The organism is Pseudomonas sp. AIG (genome assembly GCF_977020205.1).
Genome location: NZ_CDROCK010000013.1, coordinates 106,830 through 130,039, shown reverse-complemented (window position 1 = coordinate 130,039; position 23,210 = coordinate 106,830). Strand labels below are relative to the sequence as shown.

The 23,210-nt window shown below is 60.1% G+C and carries 19 protein-coding genes; 13 read left to right on the top strand and 6 right to left on the bottom strand.

What is annotated here, in order from left to right; all coding sequences use genetic code 11:
• On the bottom strand, positions 1 to 414 hold a 414-nt coding region (locus tag ACWR1S_RS10865; RefSeq protein WP_454563477.1), incomplete at its 3' end, for a BCCT family transporter.
• A 400-nt stretch (positions 415 to 814) separates the two neighbouring features.
• Positions 815 to 1,741, bottom strand: coding sequence for a serine O-acetyltransferase EpsC (gene epsC, locus ACWR1S_RS10860; RefSeq protein WP_454563474.1), 927 nt, complete (start codon positions 1,739 to 1,741; stop codon positions 815 to 817).
• A 190-nt stretch (positions 1,742 to 1,931) separates the two neighbouring features.
• Between epsC and ACWR1S_RS10855 the strand changes: the two genes are divergently transcribed.
• The 12 genes from ACWR1S_RS10855 (at position 1,932) to ACWR1S_RS10800 (ending at position 14,286) form a co-directional block, all read left to right on the top strand.
• The gene (locus ACWR1S_RS10855) at positions 1,932 to 2,924 is read left to right on the top strand and encodes a D-cysteine desulfhydrase (RefSeq protein ID WP_454563473.1); all 993 of its coding nucleotides are present in this window, start codon (positions 1,932 to 1,934) and stop codon (positions 2,922 to 2,924) included.
• 285 nt (positions 2,925 to 3,209) lie between these two features.
• On the top strand, positions 3,210 to 4,010 hold the full coding sequence (gene tcyJ, locus ACWR1S_RS10850; RefSeq protein ID WP_034151862.1) for a cystine ABC transporter substrate-binding protein: 801 nt from the start codon (positions 3,210 to 3,212) through the stop codon (positions 4,008 to 4,010).
• Positions 4,010 to 4,726: a cystine ABC transporter permease gene (tcyL, locus tag ACWR1S_RS10845; protein WP_454563472.1), complete on the top strand. Its 717-nt coding sequence runs from the start codon at positions 4,010 to 4,012 to the stop codon at positions 4,724 to 4,726. Before tcyJ ends, tcyL begins: the two co-directional genes overlap by 1 nt.
• 4 nt (positions 4,727 to 4,730) lie before the next feature.
• Complete coding sequence (gene tcyN, locus ACWR1S_RS10840; protein ID WP_454563471.1) at positions 4,731 to 5,480, top strand: L-cystine ABC transporter ATP-binding protein TcyN; 750 nt, start codon at positions 4,731 to 4,733, stop codon at positions 5,478 to 5,480.
• A 472-nt stretch (positions 5,481 to 5,952) separates the two neighbouring features.
• Positions 5,953 to 6,717: a hypothetical protein gene (locus tag ACWR1S_RS10835; protein ID WP_454563470.1), complete on the top strand. Its 765-nt coding sequence runs from the start codon at positions 5,953 to 5,955 to the stop codon at positions 6,715 to 6,717.
• A gap of 268 nt (positions 6,718 to 6,985) precedes the next feature.
• The gene (locus tag ACWR1S_RS10830) at positions 6,986 to 8,227 is read left to right on the top strand and encodes an SfnB family sulfur acquisition oxidoreductase (RefSeq protein WP_454563469.1); all 1,242 of its coding nucleotides are present in this window, start codon (positions 6,986 to 6,988) and stop codon (positions 8,225 to 8,227) included.
• Positions 8,228 to 8,252: 25 nt separating this feature from the next.
• The gene (locus tag ACWR1S_RS10825; RefSeq protein WP_454563468.1) at positions 8,253 to 9,446 is read left to right on the top strand and encodes an SfnB family sulfur acquisition oxidoreductase; all 1,194 of its coding nucleotides are present in this window, start codon (positions 8,253 to 8,255) and stop codon (positions 9,444 to 9,446) included.
• Positions 9,446 to 10,804, top strand: a complete 1,359-nt coding sequence (locus ACWR1S_RS10820) for an LLM class flavin-dependent oxidoreductase (protein WP_454563467.1) — start codon at positions 9,446 to 9,448, stop codon at positions 10,802 to 10,804. The genes ACWR1S_RS10825 and ACWR1S_RS10820 overlap by 1 nt, the downstream gene beginning before the upstream one ends.
• 119 nt (positions 10,805 to 10,923) lie before the next feature.
• Positions 10,924 to 11,733: a MetQ/NlpA family ABC transporter substrate-binding protein gene (locus ACWR1S_RS10815; RefSeq protein WP_454563466.1), complete on the top strand. Its 810-nt coding sequence runs from the start codon at positions 10,924 to 10,926 to the stop codon at positions 11,731 to 11,733.
• A gap of 2 nt (positions 11,734 to 11,735) precedes the next feature.
• The gene (locus tag ACWR1S_RS10810; RefSeq protein ID WP_454563465.1) at positions 11,736 to 12,857 is read left to right on the top strand and encodes a methionine ABC transporter ATP-binding protein; all 1,122 of its coding nucleotides are present in this window, start codon (positions 11,736 to 11,738) and stop codon (positions 12,855 to 12,857) included.
• Entirely contained in the window at positions 12,847 to 13,491 is a 645-nt protein-coding gene (locus tag ACWR1S_RS10805; RefSeq protein WP_034151854.1) for a methionine ABC transporter permease, read from the top strand. Before ACWR1S_RS10810 ends, ACWR1S_RS10805 begins: the two co-directional genes overlap by 11 nt.
• A 168-nt stretch (positions 13,492 to 13,659) precedes the next feature.
• Positions 13,660 to 14,286, top strand: coding sequence for a class I SAM-dependent methyltransferase (locus ACWR1S_RS10800; protein WP_454563464.1), 627 nt, complete (start codon positions 13,660 to 13,662; stop codon positions 14,284 to 14,286).
• A gap of 1 nt (position 14,287) precedes the next feature.
• Here the strand turns inward: ACWR1S_RS10800 and ACWR1S_RS10795 are convergent, their stop codons facing one another.
• From ACWR1S_RS10795 to ACWR1S_RS10780, 4 genes are all read right to left on the bottom strand, one after another.
• On the bottom strand, positions 14,288 to 16,540 hold the full coding sequence (locus ACWR1S_RS10795) for a glycoside hydrolase (RefSeq protein ID WP_454563463.1): 2,253 nt from the start codon (positions 16,538 to 16,540) through the stop codon (positions 14,288 to 14,290).
• Positions 16,541 to 16,630: 90 nt separating this feature from the next.
• Positions 16,631 to 19,696: an efflux RND transporter permease subunit gene (locus ACWR1S_RS10790; RefSeq protein ID WP_454563462.1), complete on the bottom strand. Its 3,066-nt coding sequence runs from the start codon at positions 19,694 to 19,696 to the stop codon at positions 16,631 to 16,633.
• Positions 19,693 to 20,757 (bottom strand): efflux RND transporter periplasmic adaptor subunit, encoded by a 1,065-nt coding sequence (locus ACWR1S_RS10785; RefSeq protein WP_454563461.1) that lies wholly within the window; start codon positions 20,755 to 20,757, stop codon positions 19,693 to 19,695. The genes ACWR1S_RS10790 and ACWR1S_RS10785 overlap by 4 nt, the downstream gene beginning before the upstream one ends.
• Complete coding sequence (locus ACWR1S_RS10780; RefSeq protein WP_454563460.1) at positions 20,754 to 21,857, bottom strand: efflux RND transporter periplasmic adaptor subunit; 1,104 nt, start codon at positions 21,855 to 21,857, stop codon at positions 20,754 to 20,756. The genes ACWR1S_RS10785 and ACWR1S_RS10780 overlap by 4 nt, the downstream gene beginning before the upstream one ends.
• A 137-nt stretch (positions 21,858 to 21,994) precedes the next feature.
• Between ACWR1S_RS10780 and ACWR1S_RS10775 the strand changes: the two genes are divergently transcribed.
• Positions 21,995 to 23,191 carry an AAA family ATPase gene (locus ACWR1S_RS10775; RefSeq protein WP_454563459.1) on the top strand — a complete coding sequence of 399 codons (1,197 nt, stop codon included), beginning with the start codon at positions 21,995 to 21,997 and terminating at the stop codon, positions 23,189 to 23,191.
• Positions 23,192 to 23,210: the final 19 nt, after the last annotated feature.

Here is a 23,210-nt window from a genome sequence, read left to right as displayed (position 1 = left end):
GCCATGCAGGCCCCAATGCAGAAACAGGATCTGCATCGCCTGGCGCGCCGCATCCGCCGTGCCCGCCTCGCCTTGCGGCGGCTGGAGCATGTGGGTCAGCGGCTCAGAGACGCAGAAGAAGAACAGCGTGATGCTGATCCCGGCGGCGAACAGCATGCCGGCCCAGGACAGGTAACTGAATTCGGGCTCGTCGTGGTCGGCACCGAGTTTTATCTTGCCGTAGCCGGATAAGGCGGTGACCACCACGAAGACCAGATACAGGGTCATCGCGAGCATGTAGTACCAGCCGACCGTGTTGGCCGCCCAGTTTTGCGCTTCCAGCAGCCAGGCGCCGGCCTGTTCAGGCATGGCGATGACAACGAGACCAAACAGCAGAATGACCGTCGCGGCGAAGTAGAACACCGGCGGATTCATGCGTACCAGACCGCTGGCGGGGGTGGACGATGCACTCATGAAACGTGCACCTCGAGGGGTTGAAACGTGGCTGAAATGATCGGACTCAGCAAAGGCAAGCCTCCTGTTGTGAGCGGGCAGCGAACCACCGGTTTAACTTGAATGAACGTTCAAGTTAAACATGGATGGGGTGGTAAGGACTAATCGCAGGGCTCGACGGTAGTTTTCCTACAGTAGCCCAAGGAGGGGTATGACGCGGGTTTGAGGGGATTCGTTCACTGGAGAATTGGCTGAAGGCCATTATCTCGATTTGCCTGAAAACCATTCGCGAGCAAGCTCACTCCCACATTTGAAATGCATTCCAGTGTGGGAGCGAGCTTGCTCGCGAAGAGGTCAGCAGCCGCGAAGCAAATTCAGAGGCCTACTTCTGCGTCCCGTCATCATGCTGCAGATTCGCCTGAGTCAAATTGCACCCCGCCGGCACACTCCTCGTCAGCCACACATTGCCGCCAATGGTCGAGCCCTTGCCGATGGTGATCCGCCCGAGAATCGTCGCTCCGGCATAAATCACCACATCATCCTCAACGATCGGATGGCGCGGATGACCCTTCTGCAATTGTCCGTCCTCATCCGCCGGGAAGCGCTTCGCGCCCAACGTCACCGCCTGATAAATCCGCACGCGCTCACCAATGATCGCCGTCTCACCAATCACCACACCCGTGCCGTGATCGATAAAGAAGCTACGGCCGATCTGCGCCCCCGGATGGATATCGATGCCCGTCGCCGAATGGGCGATTTCCGCACTGATGCGCGCCAGCAGCGGCAATCCGGCGCGATACAAATGGTGCGCCAGACGATGGTGAATCACCGCCAGAATCCCCGGGTAGCAGAGCAGCACTTCATCAACGCTGCGCGCCGCCGGGTCTCCGTGATAGGCCGCCAGCACATCGGTGTCGAGCAGCGAGCGCAGGCCCGGCAAGGCCAGGGCGAAATCCTGGACGATCTGAATCGCGCGGGCCTCGACTTCAGTGTCGGCCTGCGCGCTGTGGCGGGCGACGTAGCGCAGCTCCAGGCGGGTTTGTGCCAACAAGGCATTCAGGGCGACATCGAGGGTGTGGCCGACGTAGAAATCTTCACTTTCTTCACGCAGATCCACCGGGCCCAACCGCATCGGGAATAGCGCACCACACAGCGCTTCAAGAATTTCCGCCATCGCCGCCCGCGACGGCAACTCGCGACCACCCTGCTCGCCGGATGCCCGGCCGTTCTGTGCCCGCCATTGATCCCGCGCGCTGCGCAGTTGACTGACGATGGTCTGCAATTGCCAATGGCTGGAACGCTCGCTCACGGTAAAGACTCCTCAGGGGCGGCCGGACTGTCTGGCCGCGTCAACGGCGACTACTTTACGGCAAGGTCACGAGAGCGAATTAAGAACCGATAGTGCTGGGCTCAGTCGATTTAGCTATAAGCGATTGGCGGTTGCCCCTGCAAAATCGCGTGCCTATAATCCTTTCATCTTCCTCCGCCAGTACGGACTCATGATTAAACAACAGCTGGACCGCTTTGCCCGCCTCGACCTGCTCAACCACCCGACGCCGCTGGAAAAACTCGAACGGCTGTCCACCTGGCTCGGCCGCGAGGTGTACATCAAGCGCGATGACCTGACGCCGCTGGCCATGGGCGGCAACAAATTGCGCAAGCTCGAATACCTCGCCGCCGACGCCTTGGCACAAGGCGCCGATACGCTGATCACCGCCGGTGCGCTGCAATCGAACCACGTTCGTCAAACCGCAGCGCTGGCCGCCAAACTCGGTCTCGGCTGCGTGGCGCTGCTGGAAAATCCGCTGGGCACCGACGACAGCAACTACACCGGCAATGGCAATCGCCTGCTGCTGGATCTGTTCGACGCCAAGGTCGAGCTGGTCGACAACCTCGACAACGCCGACGAACAACTCGCTGCCCTCGCCGTGCGTTTGCGCAGCAACGGCAAGAAGCCGTATCTGGTGCCGATCGGCGGCTCGAATGCGCTTGGTGCGCTGGGCTACGTGCGCGCCGGTCTGGAACTGGCTGAGCAGATCAAGGACACCGGTCTGGATTTCGCCGCTGTGGTTTTAGCCTCTGGCAGTGCCGGCACTCACAGTGGTCTGGCCTTGGCGTTGAGCGAAGTGCTGCCGCAATTGCCGGTGATCGGCGTGACGGTTTCGCGCAGTGAAGAAGATCAACGGCCGAAGGTGCAGGCCCTGGCGGAACGCACCGCGGAGCTGCTCGGCGTCGAACTGCCGACCAGTTTCAAGGTCGAGTTGTGGGACGAATATTTTGGTCCACGTTATGGCGAGCCGAATGCCGGGACATTGGCGGCGGTGAAGCTGCTGGCGAGTCAGGAAGCGGTGTTGCTCGATCCGGTTTATACCGGCAAGGCGATGGCGGGTTTGCTTGATGGGATTGGTCGTCAGCGTTTTGATGAAGGCCCGATCATCTTCCTGCACACCGGTGGGGCGCCAGCGTTGTTCGCCTACAAGGATTTCCTGTAACAGAAGATCAAAAGATCGCAGCCTTCGGCAGCTCCTACAAGTGATCACATGTAGGAGCTGCCGAAGGCTGCGATCTTTTTCCACAGACAACACATATTCCAATAAAGAATAACATTTCAAATATTAAGTATTTTCAAGTCTAACGAAGACATCTTATAGTCTCGCCGCAGGCGAATTTCACGAGAGACGCATAAGCTGCTTTAAGGCAGGATAGCGCTGTCGTCGAAATCATAAATTCGCCAACTTTCCTTAAGCGTCTTCCATAAGAAAACACAGGGGCTCGTCATGAATTTTTCCGCACTACGTCGCAATCTGCTGGTGGGTTCGCTGGGCCTGGCGCTGAGCGCCGGTCTGATCGGCCAGGCAGTCGCCGGTGAGCAGCTGCAACAGATCAAGGACAAAGGCGTTATCAACGTCGGCCTGGAAGGCACTTACCCACCGTTCAGCTTCGTTGATGCCGACGGCAAGCTGTCGGGTTTCGAAGTCGAGCTCTCCGAAGCGCTGGCGCAAAAGCTCGGTGTCAAAGCCAAGATTCAGCCAACCAAGTGGGATGGCATCCTCGCCGCGCTGGAATCCAAGCGTCTGGACGTCGTGGTCAACCAGGTAACCATCTCCGAAGAGCGCAAGAAGAAGTATGACTTCTCCGAGCCGTACACCGTTTCCGGCATTCAGGCGCTGGTGCTGAAGAGCAAAGAGGCGGCGCTGAACATCAAGACCGCCAACGACCTGTCCGGCAAAAAAGTCGGTGTCGGCCTGGGCACCAACTACGAACAATGGGTCCGCGCCAACGTGCCGGGCGCTGACGTACGCACCTACGACGATGATCCGACCAAGTTCGCCGACCTGAACAATGGTCGCACCGACGCTATCCTGATCGACCGTCTGGCCGCGCTTGAATACGCCAAGAAAGCCCCGAAAACCGTGGCCGCCGGTGAAGCCTTCTCCCGTCAGGAAGCCGGTGTTGCCCTGCGTAAAGGCGAGCCGGAACTGCTGGCTGCGGTGAACAAGGCCATCGACGAACTGCGTGCAGACGGCACTTTGAAGAAGCTGTCCGAGAAGTACTTCAACGCAGACGTCACTAAATAATGGAAGTTGGATTTCAATTCGAAGCGCACTTCCCGCAGTTGAGCCAGCAAATCGCCGAGACAACGGCGCTGTTGCTGGACTCCGCGCCCTTTCTGCTCAAGGGCGCGTACTACACGGTAGTCCTCAGCCTCGGCGGGATGTTCTTCGGCCTGCTGCTCGGCTTCGGCCTGGCGTTGATGCGCCTGTCGCGCTTCAAATCATTGAGCTGGCTGGCGCGCGTCTACGTGTCGTTCTTTCGCGGCACGCCGTTGCTGGTGCAACTGTTCGTGATCTATTACGGCTTCCCGCAACTGGGTATCGAACTGGATCCGCTGCCAGCGGCGCTGATCGGCTTCTCGCTGAACATGGCCGCTTACGCCTGTGAAATCCTCCGCGCAGCGATCGGTTCGATCGAGCGTGGTCAATGGGAAGCGGCTGCGAGTATCGGCATGACCCGTGCGCAAACCCTGCGCCGGGCCATCCTGCCGCAAGCGATGCGCACGGCGTTGCCGCCACTGGGCAACAGCTTCATTTCGCTGGTCAAGGACACGGCACTCGCCGCCACCATTCAGGTGCCGGAGCTGTTCCGTCAGGCCCAGTTGATTACCGCCCGGACTTTCGAAGTCTTCACCATGTATCTTGCCGCCGCGCTGATCTACTGGATTCTGGCCACGGTGCTTTCGCACTTCCAGAACAAGTTGGAAGAGCGGGTCAATCGGCACGACCAGGAGTCCTGACCCCATGATTGTCGTGGAAAAACTGACAAAGCAGTTCAAGGGTCAAGAGGTGCTCAAGGGCATCGATCTTGAGGTGAAAGAAGGCGAGGTTGTGGCAATCATCGGCCCCAGCGGTTCGGGTAAAACCACGTTCCTGCGCTGCCTGAACTTTCTTGAACAACCCACCAGCGGCCGGATCAAGGTCGGCGATATCGAAATCGATACCAGCCGCCCGCTGAACCAGCAGCAAGCGCTGGTGCGCAACCTGCGCCAGCACGTCGGCTTCGTGTTCCAGAACTTCAACCTGTTTCCCCATCGCACCGCTTTGGAAAACGTCATCGAAGGCCCGATCGTGGTCAAGAAGATGCCGCGCGACGAGGCCGTTGCCCTGGGTAAAAAGCTGATGGCCAAGGTTGGCCTCGCGGGAAAAGAAGACGCCTATCCGCGTCGTCTCTCTGGTGGCCAGCAACAGCGCGTGGCGATTGCCCGGGCGCTGGCGATGGAGCCGGAAGTGATCCTGTTCGACGAGCCGACTTCGGCTCTCGACCCGGAACTGGTCGGCGAAGTGCTGGCGACCATTCGTGGTCTGGCCGAAGAGAAACGCACCATGGTGATCGTCACCCACGAAATGGGCTTTGCTCGCGACGTGGCCAACCGCGTGGTGTTTTTCGACAAAGGCGTGATCGTCGAGCAGGGTGAAGCCAAGGCATTGTTTGCCAATCCGAAAGAACAGCGCACTCAACAGTTCCTCAGCAAGTTTCTGAATCACGCCTGAGAACTTTCACTGTGCCACTGGCAACTTCCACGGATGGAAGCTGCCTTTATAAAACTTCAGCACGCCTGCGTATCCTACCTAAACAAAATATATCCGAGGCGGTGCATATTTATGTTCTGCAACAGATAATGCCCGCCTGAAACCCATTCCTCGCGGCATGACCGCGTTCAAATAAATCTGCGCAAAAACCGCCATAAAACCCTGAGTTCCGTGGCTCGTTTCGCTTGAACACATAGGCATATGGCTGCGCCAGCGTAGGAAACTTCTGATTAATTCGTAATTCACGGATTAACTAATCTCGTCTATTGACACCCCCTCCCGCACACTCTTATCTAGTCGACAACCGGCACCACTTAGTTTAATTAACCCGTATTCAACTTGAATAAAAGTTCAAAGCTTTATTGCCAGTTTATTCACGCCTTTTGTTCTTTCAGAAACGGACTTCGCTGCAAGGCTTCAAGGAGAGAAAACGATGACCCGCACTTCGCATACCCCCGAACTGGCAGCGCCGACCCTGGCGCCCGCGCAAAAAACCGGCATCAATCTGGCCGCCGCCGCCCATCTGCTGGTCGAGGTGTCGCCTTACCCCGACATGGATAACGGAGACCTCATCGAGCTGTTCTGGAATAAATGCTATGTCGCTTCCAGGGTGCTGGCGGCCAATGACGTCGGCACGGCCGTCAGCCTGCGGGTGCCGGAGAGTTTCATTGCCAACGGCACCGCACGTATTCACTACCGGGTGATGCAGGTCGGTCACGGGCCGGCGCTATCAGCGGCGATGCGAGTGCAGGTCAAACTGGACTGCCCGGGCGGACAACCTTCAGCGCTCTGCGGCGACGAAAACCAGCAACTGGCGCCGGTGACCATTCCCGATGCCATTCGCCGTCAGGGAGTCAATCCAAACCAGATCAAACGCGGCGTTCCGCTCACCATCGAACCCTACCTGAACATGGCCGAGGACGACGCCATTACCTTGCGCTGGGGCGATGTACGCATGGATCTGGCGCCGATCACGCCAGCGGATATCGGGTTACCGATTCAGGTCTGGGTCCCGCCATCGGTGATTGTCGAAGCAGGCGAAGATCTGCGGCTGGACGTGACGTATTGCATTCTCGATCGGGTCGGCAACAACTCACGCTGGGCGCCACCGCGTACATTAAAGATCGGCTGCGCAAACCCTTATCTGAAAGTCCCGCTCAGGCCAGAACTCATGGCTGCCGAATCACGTAAAGATTGATCCTCCTCAGCGGGTAAGGGGCGCCAACCCCCTTACCCGAAAATTCTTAACCAACCCGACCATCACCCCTTCTATACATATTCCTAAAAGTTAGTTTATTTAATATTTATACACGCTTAGGGTATATGAACCGGACCACCGGACATTCTTTCGTTCGCCGCACTTTTGCGGCGTTTTTCATGAGATGTGAGGTAGGCAGTATGGTCCGGAACACAATCACCCCAGTGCAGATCGCCAGGGCATTGCGTGCAGCCAAGGAGCGGCACTGATGTCCAGTCTGGCAGACGCAAACGTCCAGTCTGATCTGGACATCGCCCCGTTGTTGTTGCCCGCGCAAGTCTTGCGCAACGACGCCCAAGCCATCAAGGCTGCCCATGAACTGGCGCTGGTTGCCCGCGTGCAGGCCGCCAAACGCGACCGTCAGCGGAAGTTGCCGTGGTCGGAAATCGAGCAGTTCACCCGCAGCGGATTAGGCAGCATCGCCATTCCGCGTGAATACGGTGGCCCGCAGGTTTCCTTCGTCACTTTGGCCGAGGTGTTTGCGATCATTTCCGCCGCCGATCCGGCGCTGGGGCAGATTCCGCAGAACCAGTTCGGCATCATCAATCTGGTGCTCGGCAGCGCCACCGAAGCGCAGAAACAACAGCTGTTCCAGAGCGTTCTGGAAGGTTGGCGCATCGGCAACGCCGGCCCTGAGCGCGGCACCAAAAACACCCTGGAACTGAAAGCGCGGATCACCGCCGACGGCGACGATTACGTGATCAACGGCCAGAAGTTCTATTCCACCGGTGCACTGTTTGCGCACTGGGTCGCGGTGAAAGCGCTCAACGATGACGGCAAGCAAGTGCTGGCCTTCGTCCGACGCGGCACGCCGGGCCTGCGCATCGTTGACGACTGGTCGGGCTTCGGTCAACGCACCACCGCCAGCGGTACGATCCTGCTGAACAATGTGCGCGTCGAGTCCAGCCTGGTTGTCGACAACTGGAAGATCAACGAAACACCGAACACCCAAGGCGCGGTGTCGCAGCTGATTCAAGCGGCCATCGACGCCGGCATCGCCCGTGGGGCCATCGACGACGCCATCGAATTCGTCAAAACCCGCGCGCGGCCGTGGATCGACGCCAAGGTCGATCGCGCCAGCGATGACCTCTATGTGATCGCTGACATCGGCAAACTGAAAATCGAACTGCACGCCGCCGAAGCCCTGCTGCGCAAGGCCGGCAAAGTGCTTGATCAAGTGCACGCCGCACCGCTCACTGCCGAATCCGCCGCCCGCGCCTCCATCGCCGTGGCCGAGGCCAAAGTACTGACCACCGAAATTTCTTTGCTCGCCAGCGAAAAGCTGTTCGAACTGGCCGGCAGCCGCGCGACCCTGGCCGAATTCAACCTCGATCGCCACTGGCGCAACGCCCGCGTGCACACGCTGCACGACCCGGTGCGCTGGAAATATCACGCGGTCGGCGCCTACCGCCTCAACGGCACTTTACCGGCTCGCCATTCCTGGATCTGAGACGACCAGACATCTGGAGAAAAACATGACGCTTTCCCATCACGTCGCGGTCATCACCAGCGATGAGCAAGCCCTGATCGTCGCCAGCGACCTGGCCGAAGATTTCAAACGCGACAGCGCCCTGCGCGACCGTGAACGTCGCTTGCCACTGCCGGAACTCGATGTATTTTCCCGCTCTGGTCTATGGGGCATCAGCGTGCCCAAGGAATACGGCGGCGCTGGCGTGTCCAACGTAACGTTGGCTAGAGTCATTGCCCTGATCGCTCAGGCTGACGGCTCGCTCGGGCAGATTCCGCAGAACCATTTTTACGCACTGGAAGTGCTGCGGGTGAACGGCAGCCACGCACAAAAACAACGGCTGTACGCCGAGGTTCTCGCCGGCCAACGCTTCGGCAATGCCTTGGCAGAACTGGGCACTAAAACGGCCCACGACCGCGTCACCAGCCTCAAGCGCGACGGCGATGGTTATCGCATCAACGGCCGCAAATTCTATTCAACCGGTGCGATCTACGCGCAGCGAATTCCAACTTCGGTGGTCGATGAAAACGGCGTGCAGCAACTGGCCTTCGTCCCGCGTGACAGCCAAGGCCTGACCGTGATCGACGACTGGAGCGGCTTCGGCCAACGTACCACCGGCAGCGGCTCTGTTGTGTTCGAAGACGTGTTCGTCTCGGCGGAAGACGTGCTGCCCTTCCAAAGCGCCTTCGAACGCCCAACCACGGTCGGACCGTTGGCGCAGATCCTTCACGCCGCCATCGACACCGGCATCGCCCGCGCCGCTTACGAAGACGCCCTGCACTTCGTGCGCAGCAAGACACGCCCATGGATCGATTCCGGCAACGACAAAGCCACCGAAGATCCGCTGACGCTGAAAAGCTTCGGCCACTTGAGCATCCGCCTGCATGCCACCGAGGCCTTGCTTGAACGTGCTGGCGAATTCCTCGACGCCGCGCAAGCCGAGACCAACGCAGAGACCGTCGCCGCCGCCTCGATTGCCGTCGCCGAAGCACGGGCGATCAGCACCGAAATTTCCCTGGCCGCCGGCAGCACGCTGTTCGAACTGGCCGGCAGCCAGGCGACCCTGATCGAGCACGGCCTCGACCGCCATTGGCGCAACGCCCGCGTGCACACCCTGCACGATCCGGTGCGCTGGAAATATCACGCCGTCGGCAACTACTACCTCAACGATGAAAACCCTCCGTTGCGAGGGACGATCTGATGAGCGCTGCGAAAAAGAAAATCCTGCTCAACGCGTTCAACATGAACTGCATCGGCCACATCAACCACGGCTTGTGGACGCACCCGCGCGACACCTCGACGCGCTACAACACCATTGAGTACTGGACGGAACTGGCGCAATTGCTGGAGCGCGGGCTGTTCGACGGTTTGTTCATCGCTGACATCGTTGGTGTATACGACGTCTATCAGAACTCGGTCGATGTGCCGCTGAAAGAGTCGATCCAGTTGCCGGTCAACGATCCGCTGCTGCTGGTTTCAGCGATGGCTGCCGTGACCAAAAATCTTGGTTTCGGTCTGACCGCGAATCTCACTTACGAGCCGCCGTATCTGTTCGCCCGACGCATGTCGACGCTCGATCATTTGAGCCGTGGCCGCGTCGGCTGGAACATCGTCACCGGTTACCTCGACAGCGCCGCCAAAGCCATGGGCCTCAGCGAACAGGTGGAACATGACCGTCGCTACGATCAGGCCGACGAATATCTGGAAGTGCTCTACAAACTCTGGGAAGGCAGTTGGGAAAAAGGCGCAGTGCTCAACGACCGCGAGCAGCGGATCTACGCCAACCCGGAGAAAGTGCACAAGGTCGAGCACAAGGGCGAGTTCTATCAGGTTGAGGGTTATCACCTTTGTGAGCCTTCGCCACAGCGCACACCCGTACTGTTTCAGGCGGGCAGTTCCGATCGCGGTTTACTGTTCGCCGGGCGTCACGCCGAGTGCGTATTCATCAGCGGCCAGAACAAACCGTCGACCAAAGTTCAGGTCGACAAGGTCCGCGCCAGCGCCGTCGAAGCCGGACGCAATCCCGAGGACATCAAGGTGTTCATGGGCCTCAACGTCATCGTCGGCGCGACTGAAGAAGCTGCGTGGGCCAAGCACGCCGAGTACCTCAGCTACGCCAGCGCCGAGGCCGGCGTAGCGCACTTCTCGGCATCCACCGGCATCGACTTTTCCCAGTACGAGATCGACGAGCCGATCCAGTACGTGAAGAGCAACGCCATTCAGTCGGCGACCAAAAACCTGCAGAACAACGACTGGACCCGGCGCAAATTGCTCGACCAGCACGCCCTCGGTGGTCGCTATATCACGGTGGTGGGTTCGGCGGAGCAAGTGGCGGATGAGCTGGAATCGTGGATCGCCGAAACCGGTCTCGATGGTTTCAACCTGACGCGAATTGTCACGCCGGAAAGCTATGTCGATTTCATTGACCTGGTGATTCCGGAGTTGCAGCGGCGCGGGTCGTACAAGACCGCGTACGACAGTGGCAGCTTGCGCGAGAAGCTGTTTCACGGTGAGGCGCAGCTCCCTGAGCAACACACCGGTTCTTCGTTCCGCCGCTAAAAGCTTCGCGAGCAGGCTCGCTCCCACATTTGGAATGCATTTCCCCTGTGGGAGCGAGCCTGCTCGCGAAGAGGCCCGACCAGACACCCCAAATTTACGCACTGACTGGAAAAACCATCATGACCAAAAAACGCCTGTCCCACCCAGTCAAAGCACTGGCCCTGGCCCTCGGCCTGTTCAGCTCGGCCCTCTTCGCCGCCGACGCCCCGTTGAAAATCGGCACCACCGCCGCCTTCGCCATCCCGCTGGAAGCCGCCGTCGAAGAAGCCTCCAAACAAGGCCTCAAAGTTGAGTTAGTGGAGTTCACCGACTGGATCGCACCGAACGTCAGCCTCGCCGCCGGCGACATCGACGTGAACTACTTCCAGCACATCCCGTTCCTCGAAAACGCCAAAGCCGCCTCGGGTTTTGATCTGGTGCCGTTCGCGCCCGGGATCATCAACAACGTCGGCCTCTATTCGAAAAAATATAAAAGCTTCGATGAGCTGCCAGAGGGCGCCAGCGTCGCTATCGCCAACGATCCGATCAACAGCGGTCGCGGTTTGCAATTGCTGGCCAAGGCCGGTTTGATCACGCTGAAACCGGGCGTCGGCTACAAAGCCACCGAAGATGACATTGTCGCCAACCCGAAGAAGATCAAAATCCTCCAGGTCGAAGCCGTACAACTGGTGCGCGCCTACGACGACGCCGATCTGGTCCAGGGCTACCCGGCCTACATTCGTTTGGCGAAGACCTTCGATGCCGGCTCGGCACTGCTGTTCGACGGTCTCGATCACAAGGAATACGTGATTCAGTTTGTCATCCAGCCGAAAAGCAAAACCGATCCGCGCCTGATCAAATTCGTCGACATTTATCAGCATTCACCGGTTGTTCGCGCGGCGCTGGATAAGGCCCACGGCAAGCTGTATCAAGCCGGTTGGGAAAGCTGAGCATGACGGCCGCGATCCAACGGCGACTGGAAATTCCAGAGCCACACAATGCTGAAAAAACCGAGCTGCACCCCGAGCTGAATCGCGCTCACGTGCGCTTCATCGGTCTGGGCAAAACCTACAACGGTCGCCAAGGCCCGGTCGCGGCATTGCAGGGCATTGATCTGGCGATCCAGCGCGGCGAAGTGTTCGGCATTATCGGTCGCAGCGGCGCTGGCAAGTCGTCGCTGATTCGCACGATCAATCGTCTGGAACAACCGACCTCGGGGCGAGTGCTGATCGATCAGGTCGACATCGGCGAGTTCGATGAGGACCGTCTCGTCGCTTTGCGCCGACGCATCGGCATGATCTTCCAGCACTTCAATCTGATGTCAGCCAAGACCGTTTGGCAGAACGTTGAACTGCCGCTGAAAGTCGCGGGTGTGCCGAAAGAACAACGCGAGAAAAAGGTCCGTGAACTGCTCGAACTGGTCGGCCTGCAAGAAAAGCACAAGGCTTATCCGGCGCAGCTTTCCGGCGGGCAGAAACAGCGTGTCGGCATCGCCCGTGCGCTGGTGCATGACCCGGATATTTTGCTCTGCGACGAAGCCACTTCGGCGCTCGATCCAGAGACCACGCAGTCGATCCTCGGCTTGCTGCGCGAGATCAACCAACGTCTGGGCCTGACCATCGTTCTGATCACTCACGAGATGGCCGTAATTCGCGAAATCTGCGATCGCGTCGTGGTGCTTGAGCATGGTCGTGTCGTAGAGCAAGGCCCGGTCTGGGAAGTGTTCGGCAATCCGCAGCACGAGGTCAGCCAGACCTTGCTTGCGCCATTGCAACACGCGCTGCCGGAAGAATTGCAAAGCCGTTTGCACACGCAGGCTCCCTCCTCCGACGCCGCTGTGGTGCTGCGCTTGCAGTTCACCGGCAGCGCCAGTGACGAGCCGGATCTGGCGGCACTGTTCGCGGCATTGGGTGGCCGGGTGAAGCTGCTGCAGGGCGGTGTCGAACGAATTCAGGGGCATGCGCTGGGGCAACTGTTGTTGGCGGTCAGCGGCTCAGCGTTTAGCGCCGAACAATTGCGCGAGCGCGCCACGCCGTGGGCGCAACGAGTAGAGGTATTGGGTTATGTGGTTTGATCGCTTGCTGCAGGGTTTCATCGACACCTTCCTGATGGTCGGTGTGTCATCACTGATCGCGCTGCTGGTGGGGATTCCGATGGCGGTGATCCTGGTCACCAGCGACAAGGGCGGGATCTATGAAGCGCCAGTGTTGAATCGAGCGTTGGGCGCGTTCGTGAACCTGTTTCGCTCGATTCCGTTTCTGATTCTGATGGTCGCGCTGATTCCGTTCACCCGGCTGATTGTCGGCACTACGTACGGTGTCTGGGCAGCGGTGGTGCCGCTGACAATTGCCGCTACGCCATTCTTTGCGCGGATTGCCGAAGTGAGTCTGCGTGAGGTTGATCATGGCTTGATCGAAGCGGCGCAGGCGATGGGCTGCCGGCGTTGGCACATTGTCTGGCATGTGTTGCTGCCTGAGGCGCTGCCGGGGATAGTCGGCGGGTTCACTATCACGTTGGTGACGATGATCAACTCTTCCGCGATGGCCGGGGCGATTGGCGCTGGCGGGTTGGGGGATATCGCCTATCGCTACGGGTATCAGCGCTTTGACAGCCAGATCATGTTGACGGTGATCGTGTTGCTGGTGGCGTTGGTGGCGGTGATTCAGTTGGGTGGGGACCGGTTGGCACGGGGGTTGAACAAGCGCTGAGCTCATCCAGATTCATGTAGCGCCTCTGAAACCGCTTTCGCGAGCAGGCTCGCTCCCACATTTGGAATGCGTTCCCCTGTGGGAGCGAGCCTGCTCGCGATGGGTTGCGCAGCAGCCCCGCTTCATGGCGTATATTCGGCAAACCCCAATTGCCCGCGTATCCCCACCATGAAGCAGACCCCCAACGATCTCGAACAGATCACTGCCACCACCCTTGGCCATTACAACTCGGTGGCCGAAGACTTCCGTGAAGGCACCCGCGACCACGATGTCAGCCAGAACATCGATGCATTGCTGCGGCATATTCAAGGTGTGGCGCCGTTCACGGTTCTGGATTTCGGCTGCGGGCCGGGGCGGGATTTGCAGACGTTTACGCGTCTGGGTCACACCGCCGTCGGGCTGGACGGTTCGCAAGAGTTCGCGCGAATGGCCCGCGAAGACAGTGGTTGCGAGGTGCTGCAACAGGACTTTCTGAAACTCGATCTGCCGGCTGAACGCTTCGACGGGATCTTTGCCAATGCGGTGCTTTTTCATGTGCCGTTACAGGAATTGCCACGGGTATTGAAGCAATTGCACGGAGCGTTGAAACCGGGTGGCGTGTTGTTCAGCTCGAATCCGCGTGGGGATAATCGTGAGGGCTGGAACGGGCCGCGGTATGGTTCGTATCACGATCTTGAGGCTTGGCGCGGGCTGCTTGTCCGCGCCGGATTCGTCGAACTGGAACACTACTTCCGTCCCGCCGGCCTGCCGCGCGAGCAGCAGCCGTGGTTGGCCAGCGTCTGGCGCAAAGGCTGAGTCAGGGAGTTGCCTGCACCCGGTAGTGGCTGACGGTACCTTCCGGCAGTAGCACGGTGATGCTCTCGCCGGACAGGGTCCGGCCGTCCACTTCACGCTGGGCTGGATCGAAGTTGGCCAGCAGCCGAGTGCCGTCTTCAAATGAAGTCTGCTGCACCTGCCGATCTTCGCTCAGCCATTCGAAACCGGTCAGCGCCTGCGCCGCCAGGCGCTCATGCAGCGGACGGAAGAATGCGTCCTGACGGGCCATCAGCGGCAGTCGCTGCGCCAGCGTTGCCGCACTCAGGTGGTACAGCGGCGGCACATTGTAGAGCAATTGCGTCAGTTCGTTTTCCACCCTTGCGTTGCTCGGTTTAAGGCTGTCGAACAACCAGTGATGGGTGGTGATGAGCGAACCGTGGAACACCGCTTGATACAGCGGCAAACGGCTGGCCGGATCAAAGTGAATGCGCCGCAACGGTTCCTTTATTGGCACCGATTTGAAGAACAGGGCCGGTTGCTCCGGCGGAAACCACTTGCCGACAAAGTATTCGGAATCCGGGTTTTTACTCATGTCGGCATCGCCCCAACCGATCACCGGTGTCTGCATGCCATGGGCGAACAGCACGCCTTGAGCCGTTGTCGCATTGCCATCCTCGGAGCCGCTGGGCAATTGCAGCGTTTCGTTGATCCAACGCGACGCCGCGACGTTGCCCTCGGCATTCTGCGCCTGCGTCATGGGGGCTTCCGCGCGGTAGCTGTCGAACAACATGCCGGTGGCGTAGGCATCGAGAAACCAGCTGTTGAAACCGGCGGCGACGCTGACCGCTTTGACTCGTTTCTCCAGCAAATGGCGCACGCAGCGTGGGTCGGTGTAATGACCCGATTGCTGAAAGCCGCTTTTCAGCGTGCGATTTTCCAGCACGATGGCGCACTCGCGGTAAGCCGTGTCACCCAGATGCGCGGTGGTCCAGTCCGGGTTCTCATCCCGACTCAGCGCCGTCTCGTAAGAATCATACGGCGCCAGCAGATACCCGGCCTGCACGCCTGCTCGAACCGCCTCGGGATGCCAGAGCCCGCCCTCCCACCCCTCCCCAAGACCCAGCCACAAGCGCGACAGCCCGGCGTTTTGCAATTGTTCAATGGTATCCAGCGACAAGGTATTGCCCCATTGCTCGGGATTGGCTGTGACGGCACCGGCGAACTCGCGGGACAGTTGCCCGCGCAGAGCGGCGTAGCTGTTGACCAGTGCCTGCATGTCCGGCACCGCGCGGGCTTGCCACGTTTTGCGCGCCTGAGTGTTCAGCGCCCGATTGAGGCTGTGCAGCAGCACACCTTGCTGATAACGATTGAGCACCGTTTGCTGGGCGAGCAGCTGCAAGGCCTCACGCTCCATCGCGCCTCGAAGAGCACCGGCAAGCTGGCTCTGGCCGCGCAACTTGCCAAGCAACGCCGGCCAGTTACGCACATCCTTTTGCCCCAGCAGATCGTTACCCCACAGGTAGACATGACTGGCGCCCAACAGCTTTCGCGACGCCGGTGTTTTCTCAAGCTTGCGGCTCAGGCTTTCGTGACGACCGGTGTCGATCAACCATTGTCGATAGCGCTTGGCACCGGCCAGCGGCTCGGCGTCACCCAGAAACAGGCTGAACGTCAGCGCTGTCGACGGCTTGAGTGAGGTGAATTGATGCCGCACCGACAAAGCGAGCGTATCGCCCTCGGCGCTGAACAGCAGTTGCTTGTTGTAGGGGTTGGTCAGCAACCAGCTGAGGCTGAACCCCTCATGCTCGACGCCCCAGATCGGCAGACTCATATCCTGAGTGGCATTGAGCACCCCTTGACTCACCAGAAATGCCTGCCACACCGGATCGCCGCGCGGCACATAATGGCCCTCGGCCAAGGGCCAGATCAGACCCTTGCCCATGGCATTGCCGGGCTGGCGCAAGAACTCAAGTTCAGCCGGGGCGCGTGCGGTGATCGAGAGGTTCAGGTCGCGTTGATCGAGATCAACGCTGAGTGACAAGGCGCCATCGTCCCATTGCCAGTCGACGCGATTGTCGCGTTGCACCAGGTTGCTGACCTTGTGCGCAGCGACACCCGTCGAGGCTTGCACAGTCGCGCCGTTGGCCGGGGTGACTCGCACAGCGAGGGTTGCGGGGTCGAGTTGTACGCGCCACAGCGGGTTTTGCAGCAGCGTTTCGGCCAGCGATGCGGGCGACAGGCTCAGGGCGGCCACTAATAGCAGTTGGCGCAGCCAGCAAGTGACCGTCGACATCAGGCGTCCCTCCTCCACATGGAGGAAGGACGGTAACGCAATGCATCACAGTTGTAAGTCAGACCGTTCCCAAAGGTGTAACAAGCTCCCTCAGTGGGTCGCTGACGAAGCGTCCTTCTCCGGCTCGCGGATCTTGTACCAGGCCACATACAGCGCCGGCAGGAACAGCAGCGTCAACAACGTCGCCACCACGATCCCGCCAATCATCGCGTACGCCATCGGCCCCCAGAACACTTCCCGGGCGATGGGGATCATGCCCATGCTCGCCGCCGCCGCGGTCAGCAGGATCGGCCGGCGCCGATGCTCGGTCGCTTCGACCACCGCATCCCACGGCGCGTAACCCTTGCGCTCGAACTCATCGATCTGCGTCACCAGAATCACCGAGTTACGGATGATGATGCCGATCAGCGCGAGAATCCCCAGAATCGCCACGAAGCCCATCGGCGTGCCGGTCGGCACCAGCGCCAGCACCACGCCAATCAGTCCCAGCGGCGCAACACTCGCGACGAGGAACATCTTCTGCACGCTGTGCAACTGGATCATCAGGAAGGTTGCCATCAGGAACAACATCAACGGCAAGACCTTGGCAATCGGCCCCTGGGCCTTGCCGCTTTCCTCGACCGTACCGCCGGTGGCGACTTTGTAGCCCACTGGCAGTTTGTCAGCGAAGGCATCAATCGACGGTTTGAGCAGTTTCACCAGATCGGTCGGCTGGATCTCGTCGCGCACCGAGGCCTTGATGGTGATGGTCGGCAAGCGGTCGCGACGCCACACCAGTGGCTGTTCGAGCTCATAACGCACGGTAGCGAAAGCCAGCAGCGGGATCGACGTGCCATTGGGCGTAACGATCTGCAGATTCTGCAGGGTTTCCGGCGTACCGCGCTCCGAATTCACCGCCCGGCCGACCACATTGATCAGGTAGATGTCGTCGTTGACCTGGGTCAGCGGCGCGCCGCTGACGATGCTGTTCATCAGGTTCGCCACGTCTTCGGAGGACAACCCGAGCTGTCGCGCCTTGTCCTGGGCGATGTCGATGCGCAGGACTTTGCCCGGCTCGTTCCAGTCATAAATGATCTCGCCGATGTGCGAGTTCTTGTCCAGTTCGGTGGCCAGATCGATGGCGTGCTTGCGCACTTGATCGATGTCCTTGCCACTGACCCGGTACTGGATCGGACGCCCCACCGGCGGGCCCATTTCCAGCGCCTGGACGTAACTGCCGATGCCGACGAAATCCTTGTGCAAGCGCTCGCGCAGACGCTGACTCAGTGCCTCACGGGCCGCGAAGTCTTTGCTGACGATCACCAGTTGTGCGTAGTACGGGTTTTGCAATTGCTGGTCGAGGGGCAGATAGAAACGGATCGCGCCCTGACCGATGTAGGTGCTCCAGCGCACAATGTCCGGGTCGCCTTTGAGGGTTTCTTCCAGCTTGTCGACGGCCTTGCGTGTTTCGTCGATGGAGGCGTTTTGTGGCAGGTTCAGGTCGACGAGAATTTCCGGGCGGTCCGACGCCGGGAAGAACTGGTTCTGCACAAAACGCATGCAAAAAATCGACAGGGCAAACAGCAGCACGGTGATACCGATCGCCCACCAGCGATTGCGCATCGCCCACAACAGGCCGCCATTGAACGCACGCCCGACGCGGCCCGGCTCAGCGTCATGAGGTTTCACGTTGGCGCTGAGGATGTGCACACCGATCACCGGAGCGAAGAACACCGCGACAATCCACGACACAATCATGGCCACGGCAATCACTGCAAACAGCGTGTAGGTGTACTCACCGGCGGAACTGGCGTTGAGGCCGATGGGCACGAAACCGGCGACCGTCACCAGCGTCCCCGTTAGCATCGGGAACGCCGTCGAGGTGTAGGCGTACGTCGCGGCCTCCTCCTTGCTCTCGCCCATTTCCAGGCGCGTGACCATCATCTCCACGGTGATCATCGCGTCGTCCACCAACAGGCCGAGGGCGATGATCAAGGCACCGAGAGAAATCCGCTGCATGGTGATGCCGCTGTATTCCATGAACACAAAGACCATCGCCAGCACCAGCGGAATCGAGCACGCCACCACCAGGCCGGCGCGCACGCCGAGGCTGATGAAGCTGACCACCAGCACGATGATCACCGCCTCGAACAGCGCACTGGTAAAGCCACCGACCGCTTCTTCCACCACCACCGCTTGATCGGACACGGTGTGTACACCCACGCCAACCGGCAAGTCTGCGGTCAGTTCATCGATGCGCTGGTGCAACGCCTTGCCGAACGCCTGAACGTTGCCGCCCTTCTGCATGGCAATCGCCAGACCGATGGCCGGTTTACCGTCGAAGCGGAATTCCGGGGTCGCCGGATCGGTGTAACCGCGAGTGATGTCGGCGATGTCAGCCAAGCGATAGAAACGGTCGTTGAGCTTGAGATTGACCTCGGCCAGGTCTTTTTCCGAGGCGAACTGCCCGGAAGTGCGCACGGAAATCCGCTCAGGGCCGGCCTCGATCACACCCGCCGGGGTCACGGCGTTCTGCGATTGCAGACTCTGCACAACCTGACGCTGATCGATACCCAACGCCGCCAGTTTACGGGTAGAGAAGTTCAGATAAATCACTTCGTCCTGCTGGCCGATCATTTCGATCTTGCCCAGCCCCGGTACATTGCGGATCTCGGCCCGCGCCTGTTCTACGTAATCGCGCAACTGGCGCATGGTCAGGCCGTCGGCGGTGAAGGCGTAGACCGAGCCGAACACATCACCGAACTCGTCGTTGAACCCGGGCCCTTGAATACCTTGGGGGAACTGCCCGCGAATGTCGTCGATCTTCTTGCGCACCTGGTACCAGATTTCCGGGATGTCCTTGGCGCTGGTGGTGTCGCGCAGGTACACGTACACCGTCGATTCGCCGGGGCGCGTGTAACTTTTCACGTAGTCGAGGGAGTCGAGTTCTTCGAGTTTTTTCTCGATGCGGTCGGTGACCTGCGCGAGGGTTTCTTCCTGGGTCGCGCCCGGCCATTTGGTCTGGATCACCATGGTTTTGATGGTGAACGACGGGTCTTCTTCGCGGCCCAGATTGAAGTACGAGAACACGCCCATCAGCAACGCGACGAACATCAGATACCAGACGAATGACTGATGCTTGAGGGCCCATTCGGAGAGGTTGAAAGAGCCTTTCATTGACTGTCCTCGTCAAGTTTTACCGATTGTCCGGGTTTGAGGCTGTTGACGCCGGCGCTGACCACGCGCTCGCCATTCTTCACGCCGCCCGCAAGCACCACGCTGCTGTCGGTGCGGCTGATCACGCTGACGTCGCGGGGGCTGACGGTTTTGCTCTGGGTGTCGATGACCCAGATCCGTGGTTTGCCGTCGACCTCCTGCAAAACGGTAGCCGGCAATTCGATGCGCGGTTTGATCGCCGAACTGAGGGTCACGCTGATCGCCGTGCCGAGGCGGAAACCGTCCGGTGTCTCGGCCAGCGTCAGGCGTGCACGACGAGTACGCGTGGCGCTTTGCGCCTGCGGTTCGATCTCGCGAAGGGTTGCCGTGGTGTTGATGCTCGGGTCGAGTTGCCCGGCCACCAGAAACACCACGTCGGAGGGAATCTGATCGACCAGGGTGTCCGGCAGATCGATCACCGCTTCCTTGATGTCCGGTTGCGCCAGGGTCACGACCTGCTGGCCCGCCGTCACCACTTGCCCGGCTTCGGCGTTCCACGCGGTGACCACGGCTTTATGGTCGGAACGCAGTTCGGTGTAGCCGAGCTGATCCTTGCTTTGATTGACCGCCGCCCGTGCCTGGTCCAGCGAGGCTTGGGTGGTTTTCAGGTCTGTTGTAGCGATGTCCAGTTGGGCCTGCGCCCCGACGCCACGATCGAACAGCGCCTGCTGACGGCGGGCATTGGCTTGGGCATTGATCAGTTGCGCCTGAACCTTGGCTAGGTCGCCCTGAGCCGAACGCAATTGGTTCTGCTGATCAGACGGATCGAGGGTGGCGAGCAGCGTGCCCTTTTGTACTTCGGCTCCGACATCGACGTTGCGGCTGGCGATGCGGCCACCGACGCGGAAACCGGTGTTGCTTTCATAACGCGCCTGGATGCTGCCGGCGAAACGCCCGAGACTTTCCTCGCTCAACGCTTGAACCTTGACCGATAACACCGGACGTACCGGCTCCGGAGGAGGCTCGCTTTTCGAGCAGGCCGCCAGCAACACACCCACGAATAACAGCCCCAGACGCTTCATGGCTGTGCTCCCGGTTGCAGACCCTTGTAGGTGTTTTCAGCGATTTCGACTTTCATGCCGGGATGCAACAACTGCCCACCGGCGACGATGACTTTTTCCCCGCCCTTGAGGCCTTCGCTGATGATGACCTTGCCGATCAGGTAGCGGCCGACGGTCACGTTGTGCAACTGCGCCTCACCTTTATCGTCGACCATCCACACCGCCGGATCACTGATGTTTTTCGTCAGCGCTGACCATGGCAATTCGACTGCCGACTTGCCGCTGCCCTTGGCGGTGGCGCTGACCACCGAGCCCAGCTGCATCCCTTGTGGCAGGCTGTCGAGGCTGACTTTGACTTGCACCGTGCCGGACTGCGCCGACACCGCCGGGGTGATTTCACGCACCGTGCCGGTGGTTTTGATGGCAGGGTTATCGAGCAAGCTGACGACGATCGATGGATCCGCAGGACGCTCGGCCAGCAGCGATTCATAGACGTTGAACACCGCGTCACGGTCGCCGTCGCGGGCCAACGAAAAAATCGGCGCCGTGGCCTGCACAACCTGGCCGACTTCGGCTTGGCGCTCGGTAATCACCCCCGGGGCATCGGCGATCAGCGCGGTATAGCTGAGCTGGTCCTTGGCGTTGGCCAATTGCGCCTGCGCCGCGCTCAAGGCGCTCTGGCTGCTGCGCAACGCCGCTTGGGCGGAATCGTATTCGCTCTGGCTGGTGTAGCCCTTGGGCAGGAGTTTTTGCTGGCGCACGAAGGCGGCCGCACTTTGTTTCACCCGGGCTTGTTCAGCGACGACCTGGGCTTGAGCCGAATCGACGTTAGTCTGCAAATCCTTGGGGTCGAGCTTGGCCAGCACCTGTTTGGCCGTGACCCGGTCACCGACGTCGACCATACGCTGGATGATCTTGCCGCCGACGCGGAACGACAGTTCGGTCTGCACGCGCGCCTGCACGTCACCGGTCAATGTCACCGCAGCGGCGTAATCCGTGGGTTTGACTTCCTGTACGAAGACCCTGGGCAGGTATTCCTCAGGAGCTTTTTTCTCGCCGCATGCGGTCACCAAAGTGAACAGACTCAGCATGACCGCTGTTTTCAAACCGGGACTCGCCATGCAGACTCCTTCCTGTGTACGAACGTGCAAGTGACGATACGACTGTGAGCTTAGAACAGGGTTCAACGTTCGCCCGTTCGTCCCCCATGTTTTCCTGCGGCAGCTCCTACAATAGGCGTCTCAAGAGAAGGAATTCCATGCTCAACACTCTGGCAGTGGCCAATTACCGTTCGATCAACAAACTGGTGATCCCGCTGGGCCGGCTGAACCTGATCACCGGCCCCAACGGCAGCGGCAAATCCAATCTCTACCGGGCCTTGCGCCTGTTGGCGGAAACCGCTCAGGGTGGCGTGGTCAATGCGCTGGCCCGCGAGGGCGGACTGGAGTCGACCTTCTGGGCCGGGCCGGAAACCCTCAGCCGGCGCATGCGCAACGGCGAAGTGCCCATTCAATCGACGGTGCGTCAGGGTGTGAAGCGACTGCGCCTGGGGTTCGCCGGGGAAGATTTCAGTTACTCGATCAGCCTCGGGCTGCCTGACTCCAACGGGCACTTCATGTTGCCCGAGCATTCGCGGCCAATCCCCTCGCGCTTCAGCCTCGACCCGCAGATCAAACGCGAATGCATCTGGGCCGGCGCGCTTTACCGTCCCGCCAGCCTGCTGGTGGATCGTGACGGTCCGATGATCCGCGCACGGGCCGAGCGCAAATGGGATGTGCTGGCACAGCACACGCCGAACTTTGACAGCCTGTTCGATCAGGTCGGCAGCCTGCGCAGCTCGCCGGAAGTGTTCCAGATGCGCGAGTTCATTCGCCGCTGGCGCTTCTACGATCACTTTCGCAGTGATGCCGATGCACCGGTGCGTCAGCTGCAATTAGGCACGCGCACGCCGGTGCTGCACCACGATGGCAGAGACCTGGCGGCGGCGTTGCAGACCATCATCGAGATTGGTGATGGCGACGCGATGCGTGGGGCGATAACCGATGCGTTTCCCGGTGCACGCGTGCATATCGAAGCGCAGGCCGGTGGACGGTTTGCCATCGAGTTTTATCAGGAAGGTTTGTTGCGGCCATTGTCCGCGGCGGAGCTGTCGGACGGGACGCTACGTTATCTGCTGTTGGTTGCGGCACTACTGACGCCGAGGCCGCCGTCGCTGATGGTGCTGAACGAACCGGAAACCAGTCTGCACCCGGATCTGCTGCCGGCGTTGGCGCGGTTGATCATTCGTGCGTCGGAGCAGTGTCAGGTGTGGGTGGTTTCGCATGCGCGGCGGTTGATTGCGGCGTTGCAGGAAGACCCGGAGTGCAATTGCATCGTGTTGGAGAAAACCTTGGGACAGACCGGGATTGTCGGGCAGCGGGTGCTGGATGAGCCGGCGTGGAACTGGCCGGATTAAAAGCCCCTCACCCTAACCC